The following is a 19,032-nucleotide window of genomic DNA, read 5'->3' on the forward strand; positions in this document are numbered from 1 at the left end:
GAGCGGCCGTGCCTCTCGTCCCGAGCCGCACGGGCAGCAGCGGCCACGCGCCCCTCGCGTCACAACGGAACTGAAAGAAGGCGGACTCCAGTATGACCACCCTCCATCCTTCCGGCAGCGCGGCGGAGGCGCCGCGCCCCGGCCCCGGCTCCACCGCCGGGCGCCGGGGCGGCCTCGGCGAGCGGATCCGGGCCCGGGCACGGCACCGGCGGGCCGGGCGGCCGCGCTGGGAGTCCCCCGCGTTCTGGGCGCTGCTGACGGTCACCGCCGTGCTGTATCTGTACGGCCTCGGCTCCTCGGGCTACGCCAACTCCTTCTACTCGGCCGCCGCCCAGGCGGGCGGCGCGAGCTGGAAGGCGTTCCTGTTCGGTTCGCTCGACGCGGGCAACGCCATCACCGTCGACAAACCACCGGCCGCGCTGTGGCCGATGGGCCTCTCCGTCCGGCTCTTCGGCCTGGGGTCCTGGCAGATCCTGGTACCGCAGGCGCTGCTGGGCGTCGCCTCCGTCGGCGTGCTGTACTCGGCCGTGCGCCGCCGCACCGGGCCCGCCTCCGGTCTGCTCGCCGGGGCGCTGCTGGCCCTCACCCCGGTGGCGGCGCTGATGTTCCGCTTCAACAATCCGGACGCGCTGCTGTGCCTGCTCATGGTGGCAGCACTGTGGTGCATGGGCCGGGCCGTGGAGGACGGCCGCACCAGGTGGCTGGTCCTGGCCGGAGCCTGCTTCGGAGCGGGCTTCCTGGCCAAGGCGCTGCAGGCGTGGCTGATCCTGCCGGTCGCGGCGCTGGTCTACCTGGTCTGCGGACCGACCCGGCTGCGGAACCGGATCGGACAGCTGCTGTGCAGCGGGCTGACCACCCTGGTCACCGCGGGCTGGTGGGTCGCCCTCGTGGAGCTGTGGCCCGCCTCCTCCCGGCCCTACATCGGCGGCTCGCAGGAGAACAGCTTCCTGGAGCTGACCTTCGGCTACAACGGCTTCGGCCGGCTGACCGGCGACGAGACGGGCAGCGTCGGAGGCGGAGGCGGCGGTCGCGGCGGCGGTGCCTGGGGGCAGACGGGCCTGGGGCGGCTGTTCGCCGACACCGCGGGCGGTCAGATCTCGTGGCTGCTGCCGGCCGCCCTGCTGTTCCTGGTCGCGGGGCTGGTGCTGGCGGGCAGGGCGTCCCGCACGGATCCGCTGCGGGCCTCGTTCCTGCTGTGGGGCGGATCGCTGCTGAGCACGGCTGCGACCTTCAGCTTCATGTCCGGGATCTTCCACGAGTACTACACCGTCGCGCTGGCGCCCTATCTCGCAGCCGTGGTGGCCATGGGGGCCGCCGCGCTGTGGCGGGTGCCGAGCCGGCCGCTGCGGAACGCGGTCCTGGCGGCGGCGGTCGCGGGGACGGCGGGCTGGTCGTTCGTCCTGCTGGGCCGGGCGCCGGACTGGTTCCCGTGGCTGCGCTGGGCAGTGCTGGCCGCGGGTGCAGCGGCGGCCTGCGGACTGCTGGCGGCCGCCGTGCTGCCCCGCACCCTGGGCGCCGCGGTCGCGGCGCTGGGGCTGCTCGCCGCGGTCGCCGGACCGGTGGCCTACACGGTGAGCACCGTCGGTACGCCGCATGCCGGCTCGATCGTCACGGCGGGCCCCGCGGTGAGCCGGGGCGGGCCACCCGGCATGCGGGGCGGTGGCAGGGGCATGCCGGGCCCGGGCAGGGAGCGCCCCATCCCGGGAGCGGGCCAAGGGCAAGTCCAGGGCGCAGGACCGGGCCGCGGGCAGGGACGCAGGCAGGGACCCGGCGGGCAGCAGGGCTCCCCGGGCGATGGAAAGAGCAATCGGCAGGGCGCCAACGCCGGGCGCGGTGTACCGCCCGGTCCTGGCGGCCCCGGGCAGGGAACCGGCCGGGGCGGCGGCAAGGGCGGCGGCCGGGGCGGCCCCGGCGGCGGGATGGGCGGGCTGCTCAACGGCAGCCGGGTCTCGGCGCAGGCGGCGGCGCTGCTGCGTGCGGACTCCGGGTCCTACACCTGGGCGGCGGCCGCCGTCGGCTCACAGAACGCGGCGAGCTACCAGCTCTCCACCGAGCTGCCGGTGATGGCGATCGGCGGCTTCAACGGAACCGACCCCTCCCCCACGCTCGCGCAGTTCGAGAAGTACGTGGAGCAGGGACGGATCCACTACTTCATCGCCGGTTCCCGGGGCGGCCCCGGAGGGGACCGGGGCACCTCCGCGCAGATCAGCTCGTGGGTGGCGGAGAGGTACACCGAGGTGCAGGCAGGCGACGCCACCTTCTACGACCTCACCCGGCCGAAGGAGGCGGCAGCGGAGTGACCACGGCCGCGGGCGGCAGGTCCGGCGCCGGAACCGACCCGCCGCTCGCGACTGTCCGGCAGCACCCGGCGTCGCGGCGAGGGCACGGTCGGCGGCAGGGCACGGTCGGGGCAGGGCACGGAGCCCCGGCCGGCCCCGCGTGCCCGGGCCGTGGGCCGGAGCCGCCGAGCGGCGCGCACGCCCCGACCCGTCCGGCCCGCGGCTTCCGCGAACCGCGGACGGCATTCGTGACCGGCCCATTGACCGGGCGGTTGCGGGAGTCCTAGATTCCCGGAATCGACAGGAAACTTTCCTAACCGTTCTCGGCCCTCCGCGCGGTCCCGTGGGACGGCCGACCGGACAGACAGGGCACCGCCATGGCCGCACCGACCGTTCGCAGCGGTACCGGTACTCCGGGCACCCCACGCGTGCTGCGCGCCATGAACGACCGCGCCGCACTCGACCTGCTCGTGGCACACGGCCCGCTCACCCGCACCCGGATCAGCGAACTGACCGGCCTGTCCAAACCGACCGCCTCCCAGCTCCTGGGCCGGCTGGCGGAGACGGGTCTGGTGCGCACCCGCAGCAAGGAGCGCGGCAGGCCCGGCCCCGACGCGCTGCTGTACGAGATCGACCCGACGGCCGCCCGGGTGGCCGCGCTCGCGGCGGACCCCCGAGGCGTCTCCGCGGTGGTCGCCGACATCGCGGGCACCGTCGTCGGCCGGGCCCGGGTGGCGGCGGATCCGGGGGCCGAAGGGACCCGCGACCGGACCGCGCGGCTGGTCGGGGAAGCCGTCGACCGCGCGCTGCGGGAGGCCGGCTCGGAGCGGTCCCGCCCGCACACCACCGTCATCGGGACCCCCGGCGCGATCGACCCCCGCTCGGGCGAGCTGCGCTACGCACCGCACCTGCCCGGCTGGCACTCCCGCACCCTGCACACCGAGCTCGCCGAGGTGCTGGGCGCCCCGGTGGCCATCGAGAACGACGTGAATCTCGCGGCGGTGGCGGAACGGCACACGGGCGCGGCCCGGGGCCATGACGACTTCGTCCTGGTGTGGGTCGACGACGGCATCGGCGCCGCCGTCTTCGTCGACGGCGTCCTGCTGCGCGGGGCGACGGGCGGGGCTGGCGAGGTCGGCTACATGCCGCTGCCCGGTGCTCCGCTCGCCCGGGGCGGCCCGGACGCGTACGCGGGTGCCGACGCCGGGGGCGGCTTCCAGAGCCTGGTCTCGGTGCCCGCGGTGCGCCGCCTCGCGGAGGGCGCGCCGCTGGCCGAAGCGCTGGCCGACCCGCGGGTGCGGGCCGAGACCGGGCGCCGGCTGGCCGACGGGATCGCCGCCCTGGCCGCGGTCCTCGACCCGCGTCTGGTCGTGCTGTCCGGCGCCGTGCCGCGCACCGGAGGGGAGGAGCTCCGCGCACTGGTGGAGCGCGAACTGACCGGCCTCGCGCTGCCCCGTCCGCTGCTGCGGCTGAGCGAGCTGGAGGACGACCCGATCCTGGGCGGGGCGCTGCTGTCCGCCCTGGCGCGGGCCCGTGACGACGTGTTCGACACCGGCTAGTGAGCGTGCGGCGGCCGCACCGGCCCGCCCCCACCGCCTTCTTTCGCGCGGACCTCTACCGAGGCGTCACCCGCACCGGAGCACAGGACGGAGAGACATGAAACTGGCCGTGGTCGGCGGAGGCTCGACCTACACGCCCGAACTCGTCGACGGCTTCGCACAGCTGCGCGAGGTGCTGCCGGTCGACGAGTTGGCCCTGATCGATCCGGCGGCCGACCGGCTGACCCGCGTCGGCGGTCTGGCCCGGCGCATCTTCGCCCGGCAGGGCCACCCCGGCACCGTCACCGCGACGGACGACCTGGAGGCCGGTGTGGAGGGCGCGGACGCCGTGCTGCTCCAGCTGCGGGTGGGCGGCCAGGCCGCCAGGGAGCGTGACGAGACCTGGCCGCTGGAGTGCGGCTGCGTCGGCCAGGAGACCACCGGCGCCGGAGGACTGGCCAAGGCACTGCGTACCGTGCCGGTCGTGCTGGACATCGCCGACCGGGTACGGCGCAGCAACCCCGACGCATGGATCATCGACTTCACCAACCCCGTCGGCATCGTCACCCGCGCGCTGCTCGGCGCCGGGCACAAGGCGGTCGGGCTGTGCAACGTGGCCATCGGCTTCCAGCGGAAGTTCGCGCGGCTGCTGGAGACCGCACCCTCCCAGGTGCATCTGGAGCACGTCGGACTCAACCACCTCACCTGGGAGCTGGGCGTCCGCCTCGGCGGCCCGGACGGCACCGACGTGCTGCCCCGCCTGCTGGCCGAGCACGGCGCGGCCGTCGCCGAGGACGTGCGGCTGCCCCGCGCGCTGGTCGAGCGCCTGGGTGCCGTGCCGTCCTACTACCTGCGCTACTACTACGCACACGACGAGGTGGTGCGCACCCAGCGGGAGGGACCCACCCGGGCCGCGGAAGTGGCCGCGCTGGAGCGGAAGCTGCTGGAGATGTACGCCGACCCGGCCCTGGACACCAAGCCCGGACTGCTGGCCCGCCGCGGCGGTGCCTACTACTCGGAGGCAGCCGTCGACCTGGCCGCGTCCCTGCTGCGCGCAGGCGGCAGCACCCACCAGGCGGTCAACACCCTCAACCGGGGAACACTGCCCTTCCTGCCGGACGACGCGGTGATCGAGACCCAGGCCCGGATCGACCGGGAAGGCGCCCATCCCCTGCCGGTGCCACCGCTCGACCCGCAGTTCACCGGGCTCGTCTCGCACACGGCCGCGTACGAGGAACTGGCCCTGCGCGCCGCGCTGCACGGCGGCCGCGACCGGGTCTTCGCCGCACTGCTCGCGCACCCCCTCGTCGGCCAGTTCGACCGGGCCGAGCAGCTGACCGACCAGCTTCTCGCGCACAACAAGGAGCACCTCGCGTGGGCCTGAGCCGAGCCCGTTCCGCGCCACCTGCCGCCGGACCGCCTTCCGCGGCGTCCGGCGCCGCGGGCCCTGCCGGATCCCCGGACCCCGCGCCGGGCGCCCTCGACCCCTCCCCCGCCCTCCTGGCCGTGGACGCGGGCAACAGCAAGACCGACGTGGCACTGCTCGGTGCCGACGGCAGCGTGCTGGGCACCGCGCGCGGCGGCGGCTTCCGCCCGCCCGCCGTGGGGGTCGACGCCGCCGTGGACGTCCTCGCCGAGGCCGTCGACCGGGCGCACGCCGCGGGCGGGCCGGGCGGCGCGGCCGCCCCCGTGCGTCAGGTGACGGCCTGCCTGGCCAACGCCGACCTGCCCGTCGAGGAGGAGGCCCTGACCGCGGCGCTCACCGCGCGCGGCTGGGGGCGGCGGGTGACCGTGCACAACGACACGTTCGCCGTGCTGCGCGCCGGACTCACCGCGCAGGACGGCGACGGCGAGGCGGCACCGCGCGGGGTGGCCGTGGTGTGCGGCGCCGGGATCAACTGCGTCGGCGTCCGGTCCGACGGGCGCACCGCGCGCTTCCCCGCCCTCGGTCGGCTCTCCGGGGACTGGGGCGGCGGCGGAGGGCTGGGCGAGGAGGCGCTGTGGCACGCAGCGCGCGCCGAGGACGGCCGGGGTGAGCCCACCCTGCTGCGTACGGCCCTGCCCGCGCACTTCGGTCTGGAGTCGGTGTACGCGCTGATCGAGGCCGTGCATCTGGGGCGCATCCCCTGGGAGCGGCGGCTGGAACTGGTACCGGTGCTCTTCGCGGCGGCCGACCGGGGGGACGCCGTCGCGGACGGGCTGGTCGCACGAATGGCCGAAGAAGTGGTCACGATGGCGGTGGTGGCCCTGCGCACGCTGGACCTGCTGGCGGAGGAGGTCCCGGTACTGCTCGGCGGGGGCGTCCTCGCCGCGGGCCACGCCCTGCTGGACGACCGGGTCACCCGGCTGCTGGCGGAGCGTGCCCCGCGTGCCCTCCCCCGTGTCGTGCGGGCCCGCCCGGTGCTCGGGGCCGCCCTGCTGGGCCTGGACGCGCTCGGCGCACCGGTCGCGGCCCATGACCGCGCGCGCCGGCACTTCGAGCCTCCCCGGACCTCGGACGGCGCACCGGCACCGGGCCCGGGCGCGGCCCGGGGCTGACCGCGCCCGGCGGCGGAATCCCGGCCCCGCCGGGGGGCACGACGGCGGTCCAGGAGGGAGGATGGGAGGGTACGGCCCCGTCCAGGGAGGTAGCCGGCGTCGTGACGAACCGCGAGGAGCCGCCCGAGGGTGACACCGGCGGGGTGCCGGGGGTCAGCCTCTCCCCGCCCGGTGGGCTCCTGGATGTGCTGGCGGTCGGCGCCGTGCTGCTGGACGCGCAGGGGCGCATCGTCCTGTGGAGCCCGCAGGCGGAGCAGTTGTTCGGATACTCGGCGGCGGAGGCTCTGGGGCGGTACGCGGCTCCGCTGCTGGTGCCGGAGCAGAGCAACGCGCTCGTCCTCCGCCTCTTCGACGAGGTGATCCGGGAGGGCAGGAGCTGGGCGGGCGTCTTCCCCGTCGTCTGCAAGGACGGCCGGACTCGCCAGCTGGAGTTCCGCAACATGCGGCTGCACGACGACCAGGGCGCCCGCTACGCGCTGGCGCTGGTCACGGACCGGGCCGCGCTCCGCGAGGTCGAGCGCGACCTGGCCTTCTCCACGCTGCTCATCCGGCAGTCCCCGATGGGCATCGCGGTCATGGACACCGACCTGCGCTATGTCTCGGTCAACCCCGCCCTCACCCGCCTCGACGGGGTCGACGAGGAGGGGCACCTGGGCAGGACGGTGCGCGACGTCCTGCCCCCGACCCACGCGCGGGAAGCGGACACGGTGCTGCGCCGGGTCCTGGAGACGGGCGAGCCGGTCATCGACCGGGAAGTGCTGGGCAGCGAGACCCCGGGGGGACGCGGCCACGCCTGGTCCGTCTCCGTCTACCGGCTCGACGACTCCGGCGGGCGCCCGCTGGGCCTCTCCATCTCCGTCACCGACATCACCGCCCGGCACCAGGCCGCGCTCCAGGCCGAGCTGGCCCGGGAGCGCCTCTCGCACCTGGCCGAGGCGTCCGTACGGATCGGTACCACGCTCGACCTGGAGCAGACGGCGCGCGAACTCGCCGAGATCACCGTCCCCGAACTGGCCGACGTCGCCGCCGTCGACGTACTGGACGCGGCCGTACGGGACCGGCCCGCGGGCATCTCCGCGGAGGGGACCGCCACCTTCCGCGCCCTCGCGCTGGTCGCCGGCTACCCCACGGTCGCGGTCGAGGCGGCCGACCCGACCGGGCAGGTGGCGCGGTACGGCGCCGAACGGCTCGTGACCCGCTGCGTCGCCACGGGGCAGCCGGTCGCCGTACCGGCCGTCCAGGAGGAGGATCTGAGCAGGATCGCCCGCGACGAGCACGCCGCCGGGCTCCTCGCCAAGGCGGGCGTCCACTCCTATCTCGCGGTTCCGCTGATCGCCCGCGGCGAGGTGCTGGGGGCGCTCGATCTCAAGCGCACCCGCAACCCGAAGCCCTTCGACCACGACGACACGATCCTGGCCTGCGAACTGGCCGGGCGGGCCGCCGTCTGCATCGACAACGCCCGCCTCTACCGGCAGCAGCGCAGTATCGCCCTGATGCTGCAGCGCAGCCTGCTGCCGACGCCCGCCACCGCCTCCACCCGGCTGCGGATCGCCTCCCGGTACCAGCCGGCCGGAGCGCACAGCGAGATCGGGGGCGACTGGTTCGACATCCTCGAACTGGCGGAGGACCGCACCGCGCTGGTGGTCGGCGATGTGATGGGCAGCGGGATCAACGCCGCCGCCACCATGGGCCGGCTGCGCACCGCGACGCAGACCCTCGCCCGGCTGGCGCTGCAGCCGACCGAGGTGCTCCACCACCTCGACCAGATCACCACCGGCCTCGATCCGTACTTCGCCACCTGCCTCTACGCCGTCTACGATCCGCGCGACAACCGCTGCCGGATCGCGTCGGCGGGGCACCTGCCGCCCGTGCTGGTCCCGGCGCGGGGCGAGCCGCGGCTGGTGGAGGTGGAGCCCGGAACCCCGCTGGGCATCGGCGGCGGCACCCACAGCACGGTCTCCGTCGACCTGTACCCGGGCGACTTGCTCGTGCTCTACACCGACGGCCTGATCGAGACGCGGCACGACGACATCGAGGACCGGCTGGAGGTGCTGCTGGGCCTGCTGCGCCCGGTCGCCGGGGCCGGCGACTCCCTGGAGCAGACCTGCGACCTCCTCCTCGAAGCGCTGCGCAACCCCGAGAACCACGACGACGTGGCGCTGCTCCTCGTCAGCCCCACGGAGTAGCGCGCCGACCCAGCGCGGCGGGCACCGGGGCCGGAAGGGGGTCCGCCCCGCGACGGACGTAGGCTCGGACGGAAGCAGGGCCGTGACCGGATGCGGCCCGTCATGGCTGGAAGGCGACCGTGCCCGCGAACCCCGAGCACCCGTCCCTGCTGGATCTGCCGCCGCTGAGCGCGGAGCGCTTCGCCGCCGTCGAGGACAAGGTGGCCTCGTTGCTGCGGACCCGGTGCGACGTCGTGGCGATGCAGGGGGAGGCGCTGCTCCCGCTGGAGGCGTGCATCCGTGCGGCGGCGCCGCACGGCAGTACGGCGCTGAACGTGGTCACCGGGCCCTACGGCGAGACGTTCGGCGGCTGGCTGCGGTCGTGCGGCGCGGAGGTCGTCACCCTGACCGCGCCGTTCACCGGCGCCGTCGGCGCGGACGAGGTGGCCAGGGCGCTGCGCGAGCACCCGGAGACCGGCCTGGTGAGCCTGGTCCACGCGGAGGCGGCGACCGGCAACACCAACCCGGTCGCCGAGATCGGCGCCGTCGTGCGCGAGCACGGGGCGCTGCTGATGCTGGACGCGGTCGCCTCGGTGGGAGCCGAGCCGCTGCTGACCGACGCCTGGGGCGTGGACCTGTGCGTCATCGGCGGCCAGAAGGCGCTGGCCGGCCCGGCCGGGGTGTCCGCCGTGTCGGTGAGCGCCCGCGCGTGGGACCGGATCGCCGCGAACGAGAGCGCACCCCGCCGCTCCTATCTGTCGCTGCTGGACTGGAAGGAGCGGTGGCTGGACGGCGGCCGGAAGGCACTGCCGCACGCCCCGGCGCAGTTGGAGATGCTGGCCCTGGAAGCGGCCGTCGACCGCGTGCTCGAGGAGGGCCTGGACTCCTCGATCGCCCGGCACCGGGCGGCGTCGGCCGCGACACGCGCCGGTGTGCGGGAACTGCCGGGGCTGGCCGCGTATGTGACACGGGACCAGGACGCCGCCCCGGCCGCGACGACGCTCCGCGTTCCGGCGGACGACGTGGACGCACGCGAGGTGGTCGCCGCGGCGCTCACCGCTGACCCGGTGGTACCGCTGCAGGCCGCGGGCGGCGCTCTGGCCGCCGAGGTGCTGCGTGTCAACCACTACGGGCGCTCGGCCGACCGCGCGGTCGTGCAGGACGCGCTGACGGCGCTGGCCGGCGGCTTGGCCGTACTCGGTGTGCCGGGCGCAGCGGATGCCGGGGACCGGGCGTGCGAAGCCGCCGGTGCGGCGTGGGAGAGCGCGCTGCGGGCGTGACCCGCGGCAGGCGGCGGCATGGGCCGCGCTCACTCCGGCCAGGGTGACTCCAGGACGGCGCGAACGAAGTCGCCGCGCCGGAAGTGCGGGTCGTAGTGGGCGAGGACGTCCGCCTTGACGTTGCCGAACGTCGTCTCCGGCTTCGGCTGCACACCGTCCGCGAACGCCCGCAGAATGCCCTGTTTGAACGCCGGGCGCGGGTGCGCGGCGACCACGGCCTCGCGATCCGCGGCGGAGATCTCGCCGTACCCGGAGCCGAGCACGTCGTACTCCACCCCGGCGGCCACCAGCGCCACCTCGGGCTCCATGAACTCCGGGATGCCGGGCGTCGTGTGCAGGGCCACGGCGGTCCACACCCGCCGGATGCGGTCCTCGGGGACCTGGCGGCCCGTCAGGAAGCGGCGGGCCTCCTGGGCGCCGTCCACCTCGAAGCGCCGTCCGCTGTCGTGGAAGGGCTCGCCGAGACCGACATCGTGGAAGAGCGCCGCGATGTAGAGGAGTTCCGCGTCGTGGCCGATCCCGCGCACGCCCCCCAGGAGGCTGCCGAAGAAGTACACCCGCCGCGAGTGGTCGTAGATCAGGTCGCTGCTGGTGTCGCGCACCAGTTCGGTGGCCTCCGCGGCCAGCCGGGAGTCCGGCACGCGCACGCCTGCCGGGCCGTGCTGTTCTTCCATGGCCTCCTGGCCTCCTTCTCCCCCGCGTCGTCCGCCGGGTGTGCGGCGGGGGTCAGTGCCCTTCGGGGGCGGGTTCCAGGACGAGGACCGGGATCTCCCGGTCGGTCCTGCGCTGGTAGTCGGCGTAGTCGGGGTACGCCTCCACGGCACGCGCCCACCACACGGCCTTCTCCTCACCGGTGACCTCACGCGCCGTCATGTCCCGCCGCACCGGGCCGTCCTGGAGCTCGACCCGCGGGTCGGCGAGCACGTTGCGGTACCAGACCGGGTGCGAGGGCGCCCCGCCCAGCGACGCCACCGCCGCGTACCGCCCCTCGTGCTCCACCCGCATCAGCGGCGTCTTGCGGACCTTGCCGCTCTTCGCCCCCCTGGTGGTGAGGACGATGACGGGCATGCCCCGTATCGTGGCGCCCTCCCGGCCGCCGGAGCGCTCGTACAGGTCCACCTGGTCGCGCACCCACTGCTCGGGGCTCGGCGCGTACTCACCTTCGACAGGCACGCTGTGTCCGCCCTTTCGTCGTACCGTCCGGGTCCGTCCCGGAACCGCCGGGCGTTCGGCCCGCGGCCCTCTCGGCTTACCACGGCCAGCGGGGGCGTACACGTACCGGGGTGCGGAGCAGGGGCGGCCGAGGCCCGTGCGCACGGCGGGGATAGCGTGGCGGGGCACGTGCCGACGGGCACGTGGTCGATACACTCACTCGGAGGTAGGGGCTCTCGTGGCCGGTATAGAGGACGCACGCAAGACCTTTGACAAGTTCGACCGGAACGGCGACGGGTTCGTCACCCCGGTCGAGTTCCAGCAGGCGATGGTGGAGCTGGGAGACCTGCACTACACCGTGGGCCTTGCGGAGGCCATCGTGAACACCCGGGACGCCAACGGTGACGGCGTCCTGACCTTCGAGGAGTTCTTCGACAAGGCCAAGGGCCTCTGACGGCGGGTCGTCCCCCGCGGGGTTCGCCCCCCGCACACCGGGCGGCCGCCCGCTCGGGCGGCCGCCTCCCGTCGTCCTGACGGCAGGCCGGGGAGGTGTTCCGGGCGCGGGCACCGGCCCCGGGCGAGGGCGGCGCGCCGCCCGCCCGAACCGGACACCACCCGCGCTCCGCGGCAACCCGGCCCGCGCACAGGGCGGTTGACGGCCGGAGCCGACCGCCCGGAGCCGCCCTCGGCGCACCGGGCGCCCCGTGAACGGCCGTAGAGTGGCACCCACGAGATCGTTGCCCCGGCAGACCACCGGGGCGGAATATCTGGGGCGCACCAATGACGGAAACCGGGGACGGACAGCGGCCGCTCAACACGGGCACGGCACATTCGGCACGGGTCTACGACTACATCCTGGGCGGCAAGAACCACTACGAGGCGGATGTGGCCGCCGGTGAGGCCATGATCGAGGTCTGGCCCGCACTGCCGGTCCACATGCGGGCCAACCGGGCGTTCATGCTCCGGGCGAGCCGCTACCTGGCACGCGAGTGCGGGATCCGGCAGTTCCTGGACATCGGCACCGGGCTGCCCACCTCGCCCAACCTGCACGAGGTCGTCCAAGCGGTCGAGCCGGGCGCCCGGGTCGTCTACGTCGACAACGACCCGATCGTGCTGAACTACGCGCAGGCGCTGCTCACCAGCACCCCCCAGGGTCGCACCACCTACGTCCACGCGGACATGCGGGACCCGGACGCGATCCTCGGCTCGCCCGAGTTCCGCGCGACGCTGGACCTCGGCGAGCCGATCGCACTGCTGGTCATCGGGATGCTGCACTTCATCCACCCCTCCGACGACGACCACGGGCTGCTGCGCAGGCTGCTGGACCCGCTGCCGCCCGGCAGCTACCTGGCCGCGACCATCGGCACCGCGGACTTCGCGCCGCAGGAGGTGGGCCGGGTCGCGGAGCAGTACGCGTCGGAGGGGATGCCGATGGCCCTGCGCACCCACCCGGAGGCGACCGCCTTCTTCACCGGGCTCGACCTCGTGGCGCCCGGTCTGGTGCAGGTCCACAAGTGGCGGCCCGACGCGGAGGACGAGCAGGTACGGGACGAGGACATCGCCATGTACGGCGCCCTGGCCCGCAAGCCCCGCTGACGCCTCCGCGGACCTCCCCGCCGGGCGCTCCGCTCACTGGTCGGAGTACCGCAGCTCCCCCACCGTCCAGGCGCTCACGTCCCGGATGGCGATCCGGTACATTCCGCCCGTCTCGGGGATGCCCACCGAGCCCTGCAGGATCCGGGCGACATGGAAGTGCAGGTAGGAGGGCGCCTCGGCCTCGGTGGTCGCGGCGTCCTCAAGAACCGGGACGAAGGAGCCCGCGAACGGGCCGAGCCGGTCGGAATCCCGCAGGACCTCGGCCACTCGCTGCCTCCACACCGACTCGGGGGCCAGCCGCCCGGTGATGACGGCTCCGTGGACCACGACGGTGAGGGACATCTGGTTGGTCTGCTCCGACTCCACCGTGGCGGCGATGTCGACGAGCAGCTCGTCAGCGTTCGGCATGGCTGGTGATGCTATAGGGCCGGGCAGCACGTCCGCGACAGGCCGGCGTCCCGCGGTTCCGCCGCCGCCCGCGGTCACTCGCGCCGCCCGGCGCACCGGGCCGCGGCAGCTCCGCGGGCTACCATCACCCGTGTGGTGAACAGAACGACCTCGGCCCAGCAGCTGCGCGACCTGGCACGGCTGCGCCGGGTGCGCGACCGGATCGACCGGGAGTACGCGCAACCGCTGGACGTCGAGGCCCTCGCCCGTGGCGTGAACATGTCGGCCGGACACCTCAGCCGCCAGTTCCGGCAGGCCTACGGCGAGTCCCCGTACTCCTACCTGATGACACGGCGTATCGAACGCGCGATGGCGCTGTTGCGGCGCGGAGACCTCAGCGTCACCGAGGTCTGCTTCGCCGTCGGCTGCTCGTCGCTGGGCACCTTCAGTACCCGCTTCACCGAACTGGTCGGCATGCCGCCCAGCACCTACCGCCGGCGCACCGCGGACGATCCGGCGGGGCTGCCGCCGTGCGTCGCCAAGCAGGTGACCAGGCCGGTCAGGAACCAACCGGAGAGCCGTCCGGCCGGGGAACCAACAGGTCAGGAATCGAGAAGCACCGCCCACGGGCCGCGGCTAGCGTGAGCCCCATGGACATCAGCATTCACACCACCGTTCTCCCGCACGACGATCCGGACGCCTCGCTGGCCTTCTACCGCGACACCCTCGGCTTCGAGGTCCGCACCGACGTGGGCTCCGGGACGATGCGCTGGATCACCGTCGGACCCGCCGACCAGCCGGGCACCTCCATCCTCCTGGCACCTCCGGCCGCCGACCCCGGCATCACCGACGACGAGCGCCGCACCATCGCCGAGATGATGGCCAAGGGCACCTACGGCTGGATCCTGCTGGCCACCCGGGACCTGGACGGCACCTTCCAGAAGCTGCAGGAAGGCGACGCCGAGGTCGTCCAGGAGCCGACCGAACAGCCCTACGGCGTCCGCGACTGCGCCTTCCGCGATCCGGCGGGCAACCAGATCCGCATCAGGGAAGTGCGCTGAGCCGCGCGCCGGCCGCGGGCGGCACCCGGCCGGCGCGCGGCGGTGACACCGGACCGGCCGGGAGTCACCGCGCCGGTCCGACCGCACCGGGCGAGGAAGCCGCGGGCCGCAGGGCACCGCGTGAAGAACGGGAGACAGGATGAACAGGACCGGTGAAGCGGACGGGCAGTCGCCCGCGCGGCACGCCGCCGACAGCCACGACCTGATCCGCGTGCACGGGGCGCGCGAGAACAACCTCAGGGACGTCAGCATCGAGCTGCCGAAGCGGCGGCTGACGGTGTTCACCGGCGTCTCCGGCTCCGGCAAGAGCTCACTGGTGTTCCACACCATCGCCGCGGAGTCGCAGCGGCTGATCAACGAGACCTACAGCGCCTTCGTGCAGGGCTTCATGCCGAACCAGGCGCGGCCCGAGGTGGACGTCCTCGACGGACTGACCACCGCGATCATCGTCGACCAGCAGCGGATGGGCGCCGACCCCCGCTCCACGGTCGGCACCGCCACCGACGCCAACGCGATGCTGCGCATCCTCTTCAGCAGGCTCGGGCAGCCGCACATCGGCTCCCCCAACGCGTTCGCCTTCAACGTCCCCTCGGTCCGGGCCAGCGGCGCGCTCACCGTCGAGCGCGGCCCCGGCAGGAACAAAACGGTCAAGCAGACCTTCTCCCGCACCGGCGGCATGTGCACCCGCTGCGAGGGTCGCGGCGCGGTCTCCGACATCGACCTCACCCAGCTCTACGACGACTCCAAGTCCCTGGCCGAGGGCGCGTTCACCATCCCCGGCTGGAAGTCGGACAGCTTCTGGACCGTGCGGGTCTACGCCGAGTCGGGCTTCCTCGACCCGGACAAGCCGATCCGCGACTACACCGAGCAGGAGATGCGGGACTTCCTCCACCGGGAGCCGACCAAGGTGAAGGTCGAGGGGGTGAACCTCACCTACGAGGGCCTGCTCCCCAAGATCCGGAAATCCTTCCTGGCCAAGGACAAGGAGGCCCTGCAGCCGCACATCCGGGAGTTCGTGGACCGCGCGGTCACCTTCACCACCTGCCCTGAGTGCGACGGCACCCGGCTGTCCGAGGCGGCCCGCTCCTCGCGGATCGGCGGGATCAGCATCGCCGACGCCTGCGCGATGCAGATCAGCGACCTGGCCGCCTGGGTCCGCGGGGTGACCGAACCGTCGGTGGCCCCGCTGCTGGGCACGCTGGGCAGGACGCTCGACTCGTTCGTCGAGATCGGCCTCGGCTACCTCTCCCTCGACCGGCCCTCGGGCACCCTCTCGGGCGGTGAGGCACAGCGCGTCAAGATGGTGCGCCAACTGGGCTCCTCGCTCACCGACGCCACCTACATCTTCGACGAGCCCACCGCCGGCCTGCACCCCCACGACATCGGGCGGATGAACGACCTGCTGCTGCGGCTGCGGGACAAGGGCAACACCGTGCTCGTCGTGGAGCACGAACCGCAGACGATCGCGGTCGCCGACCACGTCGTCGACCTCGGCCCCGGCGCCGGCACCGCCGGAGGCACCGTCTGCTTCGAGGGCACCGTCGAGGGCCTGCGCGCGGGCGGCACGCTCACCGGGCGCCATCTCGACGACCGCGCACGGCTCAAGGAGACCCCGCGCAGCCCGGCCGGCGCGCTGGAGATCCGCGGCGCCGGGACGCACAACCTGCGGGACGTCGACGTCGACATCCCCCTCGGGGTGCTGACCGTGGTCACCGGCGTCGCCGGTTCCGGCAAGAGCTCGCTCGTCCACGGCGCACTGCCCCGGCAGGCCGCCGCGGCCGGAACCGAAGTGGTCGCCATCGACCAGGGCGCCGTCCGCGGGTCGCGGCGGAGCAACCCGGCGACCTTCAGCGGGCTGCTGGACCCGGTCCGCAAGGCGTTCGCCAAGGCCAACGGCGTCAAACCGGCCCTCTTCAGCGCCAACTCCGCGGGCGCCTGCCCGGACTGCAAGGGGACCGGGGTCGTCTACACCGACCTGGCGATGATGGCCGGCACCGCCACGACCTGCGAGGAGTGCGACGGGAAGCGGTTCCAGCCGGAGGTGCTGGAGTACCGGCTCGGCGGCCGCAACATCAGCGAGGTACTGGCGATGCCGGTGGCCGACGCCGCGGAGTTCTTCGCGGCCGGGGAGGCCCGTACCCCGGCCGCGCACCGCGTCCTGGAGCGCCTCGCCGATGTCGGGCTCGACTACCTCCGGCTGGGCCAGCCGCTGACCACACTGTCCGGCGGCGAGTTGCAGCGGCTGAAACTGGCGACCCGGATGGCCGGCAAGGACGGCGTCTACGTCCTGGACGAGCCGACCGCCGGGCTGCACCCCGCCGATGTCGAGCAGTTGCTGGGCCTGCTCGACCGGCTCGTGGACTCCGGCACCTCGGTCGTCGTCGTCGAGCACCACCAGGCGGTGATGGCGCACGCCGACTGGATCATCGACCTGGGTCCGGGAGCCGGCCACGACGGCGGCCGGATCGTCTTCGAAGGCACGCCCGCCGACCTGGTCGCCGCGCGCTCCACACTCACCGGTGAGCACCTCGCGGACTACGTCGGCGCCTGACAGGAGCGCGTCCGAAGGGCGGACCGGCACCCTCCCGGCCGGCTCCCGGACCCGGGCGCCCGAGCGGTGTCCGGTGCCGGTCCGGTGCCGCGACAGGCACGCCGCCGGTGCCGGGCGGTGCCCGCCGCTGCCCTGGACGGCGCGGAGGCCACACCGCCGCACGCTCGTCAGCCGGCCGCCGGACCGGTTCCGCTGGACGAGGGCACGGGGGCACGGTCGTCCTCGCGCAGCGCCTCGGCGGTGGCGGTGCCGGTGATCCCGGCGACCGGCCCCTGGTAGAGGAGCCGCCCGCCGTGCCGTCCGGGGCCGGGACCGAGATCGATCAGCCAGTCGGCACGCCGGACGACATCGAGGTTGTGCTCGATCAGTACGACGGTGTGCCCCTGGTCCACCAGGTCGTCGAGGAGGGCCAGCAAGGTGTCGATGTCCCGCAGATGCAGTCCGGTGGTGGGCTCGTCGAGGACATAGAGGGCCGGTCCGGCGGCGTCCCGGAGCTCCTTGGCGATCTTCACCCGCTGGCACTCGCCGCCCGAGAGGGTCGTCAGCGGCTGGCCGAGCCGCAGATATCCCAGTCCGACATCGTCGAGATGGCGCAGGGCCCTTGCGATCGCGCGGTCCTGGAGCCGTTCGACGGCCTCGTGGACCGTGAGGTCACCGATGTCGGCGATGGTCAGGCCGTCGACCGTGTACGCCAGCGCCTCGGGCGTGAACCGGCGCCCTTCGCAGATCTCGCAGACCGTCTCCTGGTCCTCCAGGAAGGCGAGGTCGCTGGAGACGGTCCCCAGGCCGTTGCAGCCGGGGCAGCCGCCTCGGGAGTTGGAGCTGAACAGCGCTGCGTCGACCCCGTTGCGGCGGGCGAAGAGCGTACGGACGGCGGTGGCGATCCCGGTGTAGGTGAGGGGCGTGGAGCGCCGGTTGCCGACGACCGGCCGCTGGTCGATCACGACGGCGTCGTGCTGGGCGACGAGTTCGTCCGCGAAGCTGGTCTTCCCCGAACCCGCCACGCCGGTGAGCACCGTCAGCACGCCGGTGGGGATGTCCGCCGTCACATGGCGGAGGTTGTTGCGCGAGGCGCCGGCCACCGTGAGGTGACCGCGCGGCGTCCGCGGCGCGTCCTTGACCGGCCGGCGCCGCGCCAGTGCGGCCGCCGTCGCGGTACCGGCCCGGCGCAGCTCCTCGAAGCCGCCCTGGTGCACGAGTGTCCCGCCCCGCTCCCCCGCGCCAGGACCGATCTCGACGACCTGGTCGGCCACGGCCATGACCGCGGGGTCGTGCTCGACGACCAGGACGCAGTTGCCCTTGTCCCGCAGCCGCCGGAGCAGCCCGGTCATGGCGGAGACGTCGTGGGGGTGCAGCCCGACGGTCGGCTCGTCGAAGACGTAGATCATCTCGGTGAGGCTGCTGCCCAGGTGCCTGAGGGTCTTGATCCGCTGGGCCTCGCCCCCGGAGAGCGTCGCGGTGCCGCGGCCCAGATGCAGATAGCCGAGGCCGATGGCGACCATCGCCCGGAGCCGGTCGGTGAGGGCGGAGACGACCGGTGCCACCCACGCCTCGGTCACCTCTCCCACCAGCTCCGCGAGTTCGGCGACCTCCATCCGGGCCATCTCCCCGATGGTGCGGCCGAGCACCGTGGCCGACCGGCTCGCCTCGCACAGCCGGTCGCCGCGGCAGTCCGGACACGCCTCGGAGCGGGTGAACCGGGCGAGCGTCTGCTTCTTGCGCTCGGACATCTCCTCGGAGCCGCGCAGATGGATCCGCTCGAAGCGCTGCACCACGCCCTCGTAACCCTCGGGCAGCCGGTCGGCGGGCGGGCCCGCGGCCGCCGTGCCGTACAGCAGCGCGTCCCGCGCCTCCCGGTCCCAGTGGCGCAGCGGCGTATCGAGGGGGAACACCCCGATGTCGGCGAAGTGGGAGTACCAGTATCCGCCGGGGGCGAATCCGGGCAGCAGCACGGCGCCCCCGCGCAGCGACCGGTCCGGATCCACGAACCGGTCGACGGCGCTGGCCACGACGTCCCCCAGGCCGGAGCAGGTGGGGCACATCCCGGCCGGGTCGTTGAAGGAGAAGGCGGAGGACTCGCCGACGTGCGGTGTGCTCGTCCGCGAGAACAGCAGACGCAGAAAGGTCCAGATGTCGGTGACCGTGCCGACCGTGGAGCGGGCGTTCCCGCCCAGCCGCCGCTGGTCGATCACCACGACGGGCGACAGCCCCTCGATGTGCGCGACCTCGGGACGGTGCCACTTCGGCAGGCGGCTGCGGGTGTAGGGCGGGTAGGTCTCGTTGAGCTGGTATCCGGCCTCTGCCGCGAGGGTGTCGAACACCAGCGACGACTTGCCCGAACCCGACACCCCCGCGAAGACCACGAGCTGCCCGCGGGGCACGTCGATGTCGAGGTTCCGCAGGTTGTGGGTACGGGCTCCGCGGATCCGGATGGCGTTCTGCGTCATGAGCGGGACCCTAGGACAGGATGCGGCCGGGATCCGGC

The 19,032-nt window shown here is 74.0% G+C and carries 15 protein-coding genes; 11 read left to right on the forward strand and 4 right to left on the reverse strand.

The features are described 5' to 3' along the window. Positions 1–92 precede the first annotated feature (92 nt). From ACFYNS_RS01630 to ACFYNS_RS01655, 6 genes are all read left to right on the forward strand, one after another. A complete protein-coding gene (locus ACFYNS_RS01630) occupies positions 93–2,300 on the forward strand; it encodes an ArnT family glycosyltransferase (protein ID WP_388600042.1) in 2,208 nt (735 codons plus the stop codon). A 356-nt stretch (positions 2,301–2,656) separates the two neighbouring features. Continuing rightward, positions 2,657–3,838 (forward strand): ROK family transcriptional regulator, encoded by a 1,182-nt coding sequence (locus tag ACFYNS_RS01635; RefSeq protein ID WP_360299828.1) that lies wholly within the window; start codon positions 2,657–2,659, stop codon positions 3,836–3,838. Between the two features lie 97 nt (positions 3,839–3,935). Beyond that, on the forward strand, positions 3,936–5,201 hold the full coding sequence (locus tag ACFYNS_RS01640) for a 6-phospho-beta-glucosidase (RefSeq protein ID WP_360299831.1): 1,266 nt from the start codon (positions 3,936–3,938) through the stop codon (positions 5,199–5,201). Then, complete coding sequence (locus ACFYNS_RS01645) at positions 5,192–6,355, forward strand: N-acetylglucosamine kinase (protein ID WP_388600045.1); 1,164 nt, start codon at positions 5,192–5,194, stop codon at positions 6,353–6,355. The genes ACFYNS_RS01640 and ACFYNS_RS01645 overlap by 10 nt, the downstream gene beginning before the upstream one ends. A 101-nt stretch (positions 6,356–6,456) precedes the next feature. After that, positions 6,457–8,541 carry a SpoIIE family protein phosphatase gene (locus ACFYNS_RS01650; RefSeq protein WP_360299835.1) on the forward strand — a complete coding sequence of 695 codons (2,085 nt, stop codon included), beginning with the start codon at positions 6,457–6,459 and terminating at the stop codon, positions 8,539–8,541. A gap of 119 nt (positions 8,542–8,660) precedes the next feature. After that, positions 8,661–9,800 carry a pyridoxal-phosphate-dependent aminotransferase family protein gene (locus ACFYNS_RS01655; protein ID WP_388600047.1) on the forward strand — a complete coding sequence of 380 codons (1,140 nt, stop codon included), beginning with the start codon at positions 8,661–8,663 and terminating at the stop codon, positions 9,798–9,800. A gap of 29 nt (positions 9,801–9,829) precedes the next feature. Here the strand turns inward: ACFYNS_RS01655 and ACFYNS_RS01660 are convergent, their stop codons facing one another. Both ACFYNS_RS01660 and ACFYNS_RS01665 read right to left on the reverse strand, forming a co-directional pair. Further along, a complete protein-coding gene (locus ACFYNS_RS01660; RefSeq protein WP_360299841.1) occupies positions 9,830–10,474 on the reverse strand; it encodes an HD domain-containing protein in 645 nt (214 codons plus the stop codon). 52 nt (positions 10,475–10,526) lie between these two features. Continuing rightward, entirely contained in the window at positions 10,527–10,973 is a 447-nt protein-coding gene (locus ACFYNS_RS01665; RefSeq protein ID WP_388600050.1) for a nitroreductase family deazaflavin-dependent oxidoreductase, read from the reverse strand. Between the two features lie 217 nt (positions 10,974–11,190). Here ACFYNS_RS01665 and ACFYNS_RS01670 point away from each other — a divergent pair, with 217 nt between their 5' ends. Then, complete coding sequence (locus ACFYNS_RS01670) at positions 11,191–11,406, forward strand: EF-hand domain-containing protein (RefSeq protein WP_360299844.1); 216 nt, start codon at positions 11,191–11,193, stop codon at positions 11,404–11,406. 326 nt (positions 11,407–11,732) lie between these two features. After that, positions 11,733–12,548, forward strand: coding sequence for an SAM-dependent methyltransferase (locus ACFYNS_RS01675; protein WP_360303294.1), 816 nt, complete (start codon positions 11,733–11,735; stop codon positions 12,546–12,548). Between the two features lie 33 nt (positions 12,549–12,581). Here ACFYNS_RS01675 and ACFYNS_RS01680 read toward each other — a convergent pair whose 3' ends face one another. Then, positions 12,582–12,956, reverse strand: a complete 375-nt coding sequence (locus tag ACFYNS_RS01680) for a hypothetical protein (protein ID WP_360303292.1) — start codon at positions 12,954–12,956, stop codon at positions 12,582–12,584. 132 nt (positions 12,957–13,088) lie between these two features. Here ACFYNS_RS01680 and ACFYNS_RS01685 point away from each other — a divergent pair, with 132 nt between their 5' ends. The 3 genes from ACFYNS_RS01685 to ACFYNS_RS01695 all read left to right on the forward strand — a co-directional run bounded on the left by ACFYNS_RS01685 (position 13,089) and on the right by ACFYNS_RS01695 (position 16,547). After that, positions 13,089–13,580, forward strand: a complete 492-nt coding sequence (locus tag ACFYNS_RS01685) for a helix-turn-helix transcriptional regulator (RefSeq protein WP_360303290.1) — start codon at positions 13,089–13,091, stop codon at positions 13,578–13,580. A gap of 5 nt (positions 13,581–13,585) precedes the next feature. Beyond that, positions 13,586–13,996: a VOC family protein gene (locus ACFYNS_RS01690; RefSeq protein WP_360303288.1), complete on the forward strand. Its 411-nt coding sequence runs from the start codon at positions 13,586–13,588 to the stop codon at positions 13,994–13,996. A gap of 139 nt (positions 13,997–14,135) precedes the next feature. Next, positions 14,136–16,547: an ATP-binding cassette domain-containing protein gene (locus tag ACFYNS_RS01695; RefSeq protein ID WP_388600055.1), complete on the forward strand. Its 2,412-nt coding sequence runs from the start codon at positions 14,136–14,138 to the stop codon at positions 16,545–16,547. Between the two features lie 167 nt (positions 16,548–16,714). Here ACFYNS_RS01695 and ACFYNS_RS01700 read toward each other — a convergent pair whose 3' ends face one another. Beyond that, a complete protein-coding gene (locus ACFYNS_RS01700; protein WP_360298289.1) occupies positions 16,715–18,994 on the reverse strand; it encodes an ATP-binding cassette domain-containing protein in 2,280 nt (759 codons plus the stop codon). Between the last annotated feature and the right edge of the window lie 38 nt (positions 18,995–19,032).

It is taken from the genome of Streptomyces sp. NPDC006925 (assembly GCF_042869575.1).
In the GTDB taxonomy this organism is placed as follows: domain Bacteria; phylum Actinomycetota; class Actinomycetes; order Streptomycetales; family Streptomycetaceae; genus Streptomyces.

Bases quoted from the DNA above. Each gene is read 5' to 3' on its own strand.
- ACFYNS_RS01630 (WP_388600042.1), top strand. From the start codon at position 93: ATGACCACCCTCCATCCTTCCGGCAGCGCGGCGGAGGCGCCGCGCCCC.
- ACFYNS_RS01635 (WP_360299828.1), top strand. From the start codon at position 2,657: ATGGCCGCACCGACCGTTCGCAGCGGTACCGGTACTCCGGGCACCCCA.
- ACFYNS_RS01640 (WP_360299831.1), top strand. From the start codon at position 3,936: ATGAAACTGGCCGTGGTCGGCGGAGGCTCGACCTACACGCCCGAACTC.
- ACFYNS_RS01660 (WP_360299841.1), bottom strand. From the start codon at position 10,474: ATGGAAGAACAGCACGGCCCGGCAGGCGTGCGCGTGCCGGACTCCCGG.
- ACFYNS_RS01675 (WP_360303294.1), top strand. From the start codon at position 11,733: ATGACGGAAACCGGGGACGGACAGCGGCCGCTCAACACGGGCACGGCA.
- ACFYNS_RS01680 (WP_360303292.1), bottom strand. From the start codon at position 12,956: ATGCCGAACGCTGACGAGCTGCTCGTCGACATCGCCGCCACGGTGGAG.
- ACFYNS_RS01690 (WP_360303288.1), top strand. From the start codon at position 13,586: ATGGACATCAGCATTCACACCACCGTTCTCCCGCACGACGATCCGGAC.
- ACFYNS_RS01695 (WP_388600055.1), top strand. From the start codon at position 14,136: ATGAACAGGACCGGTGAAGCGGACGGGCAGTCGCCCGCGCGGCACGCC.
- ACFYNS_RS01700 (WP_360298289.1), bottom strand. From the start codon at position 18,994: ATGACGCAGAACGCCATCCGGATCCGCGGAGCCCGTACCCACAACCTG.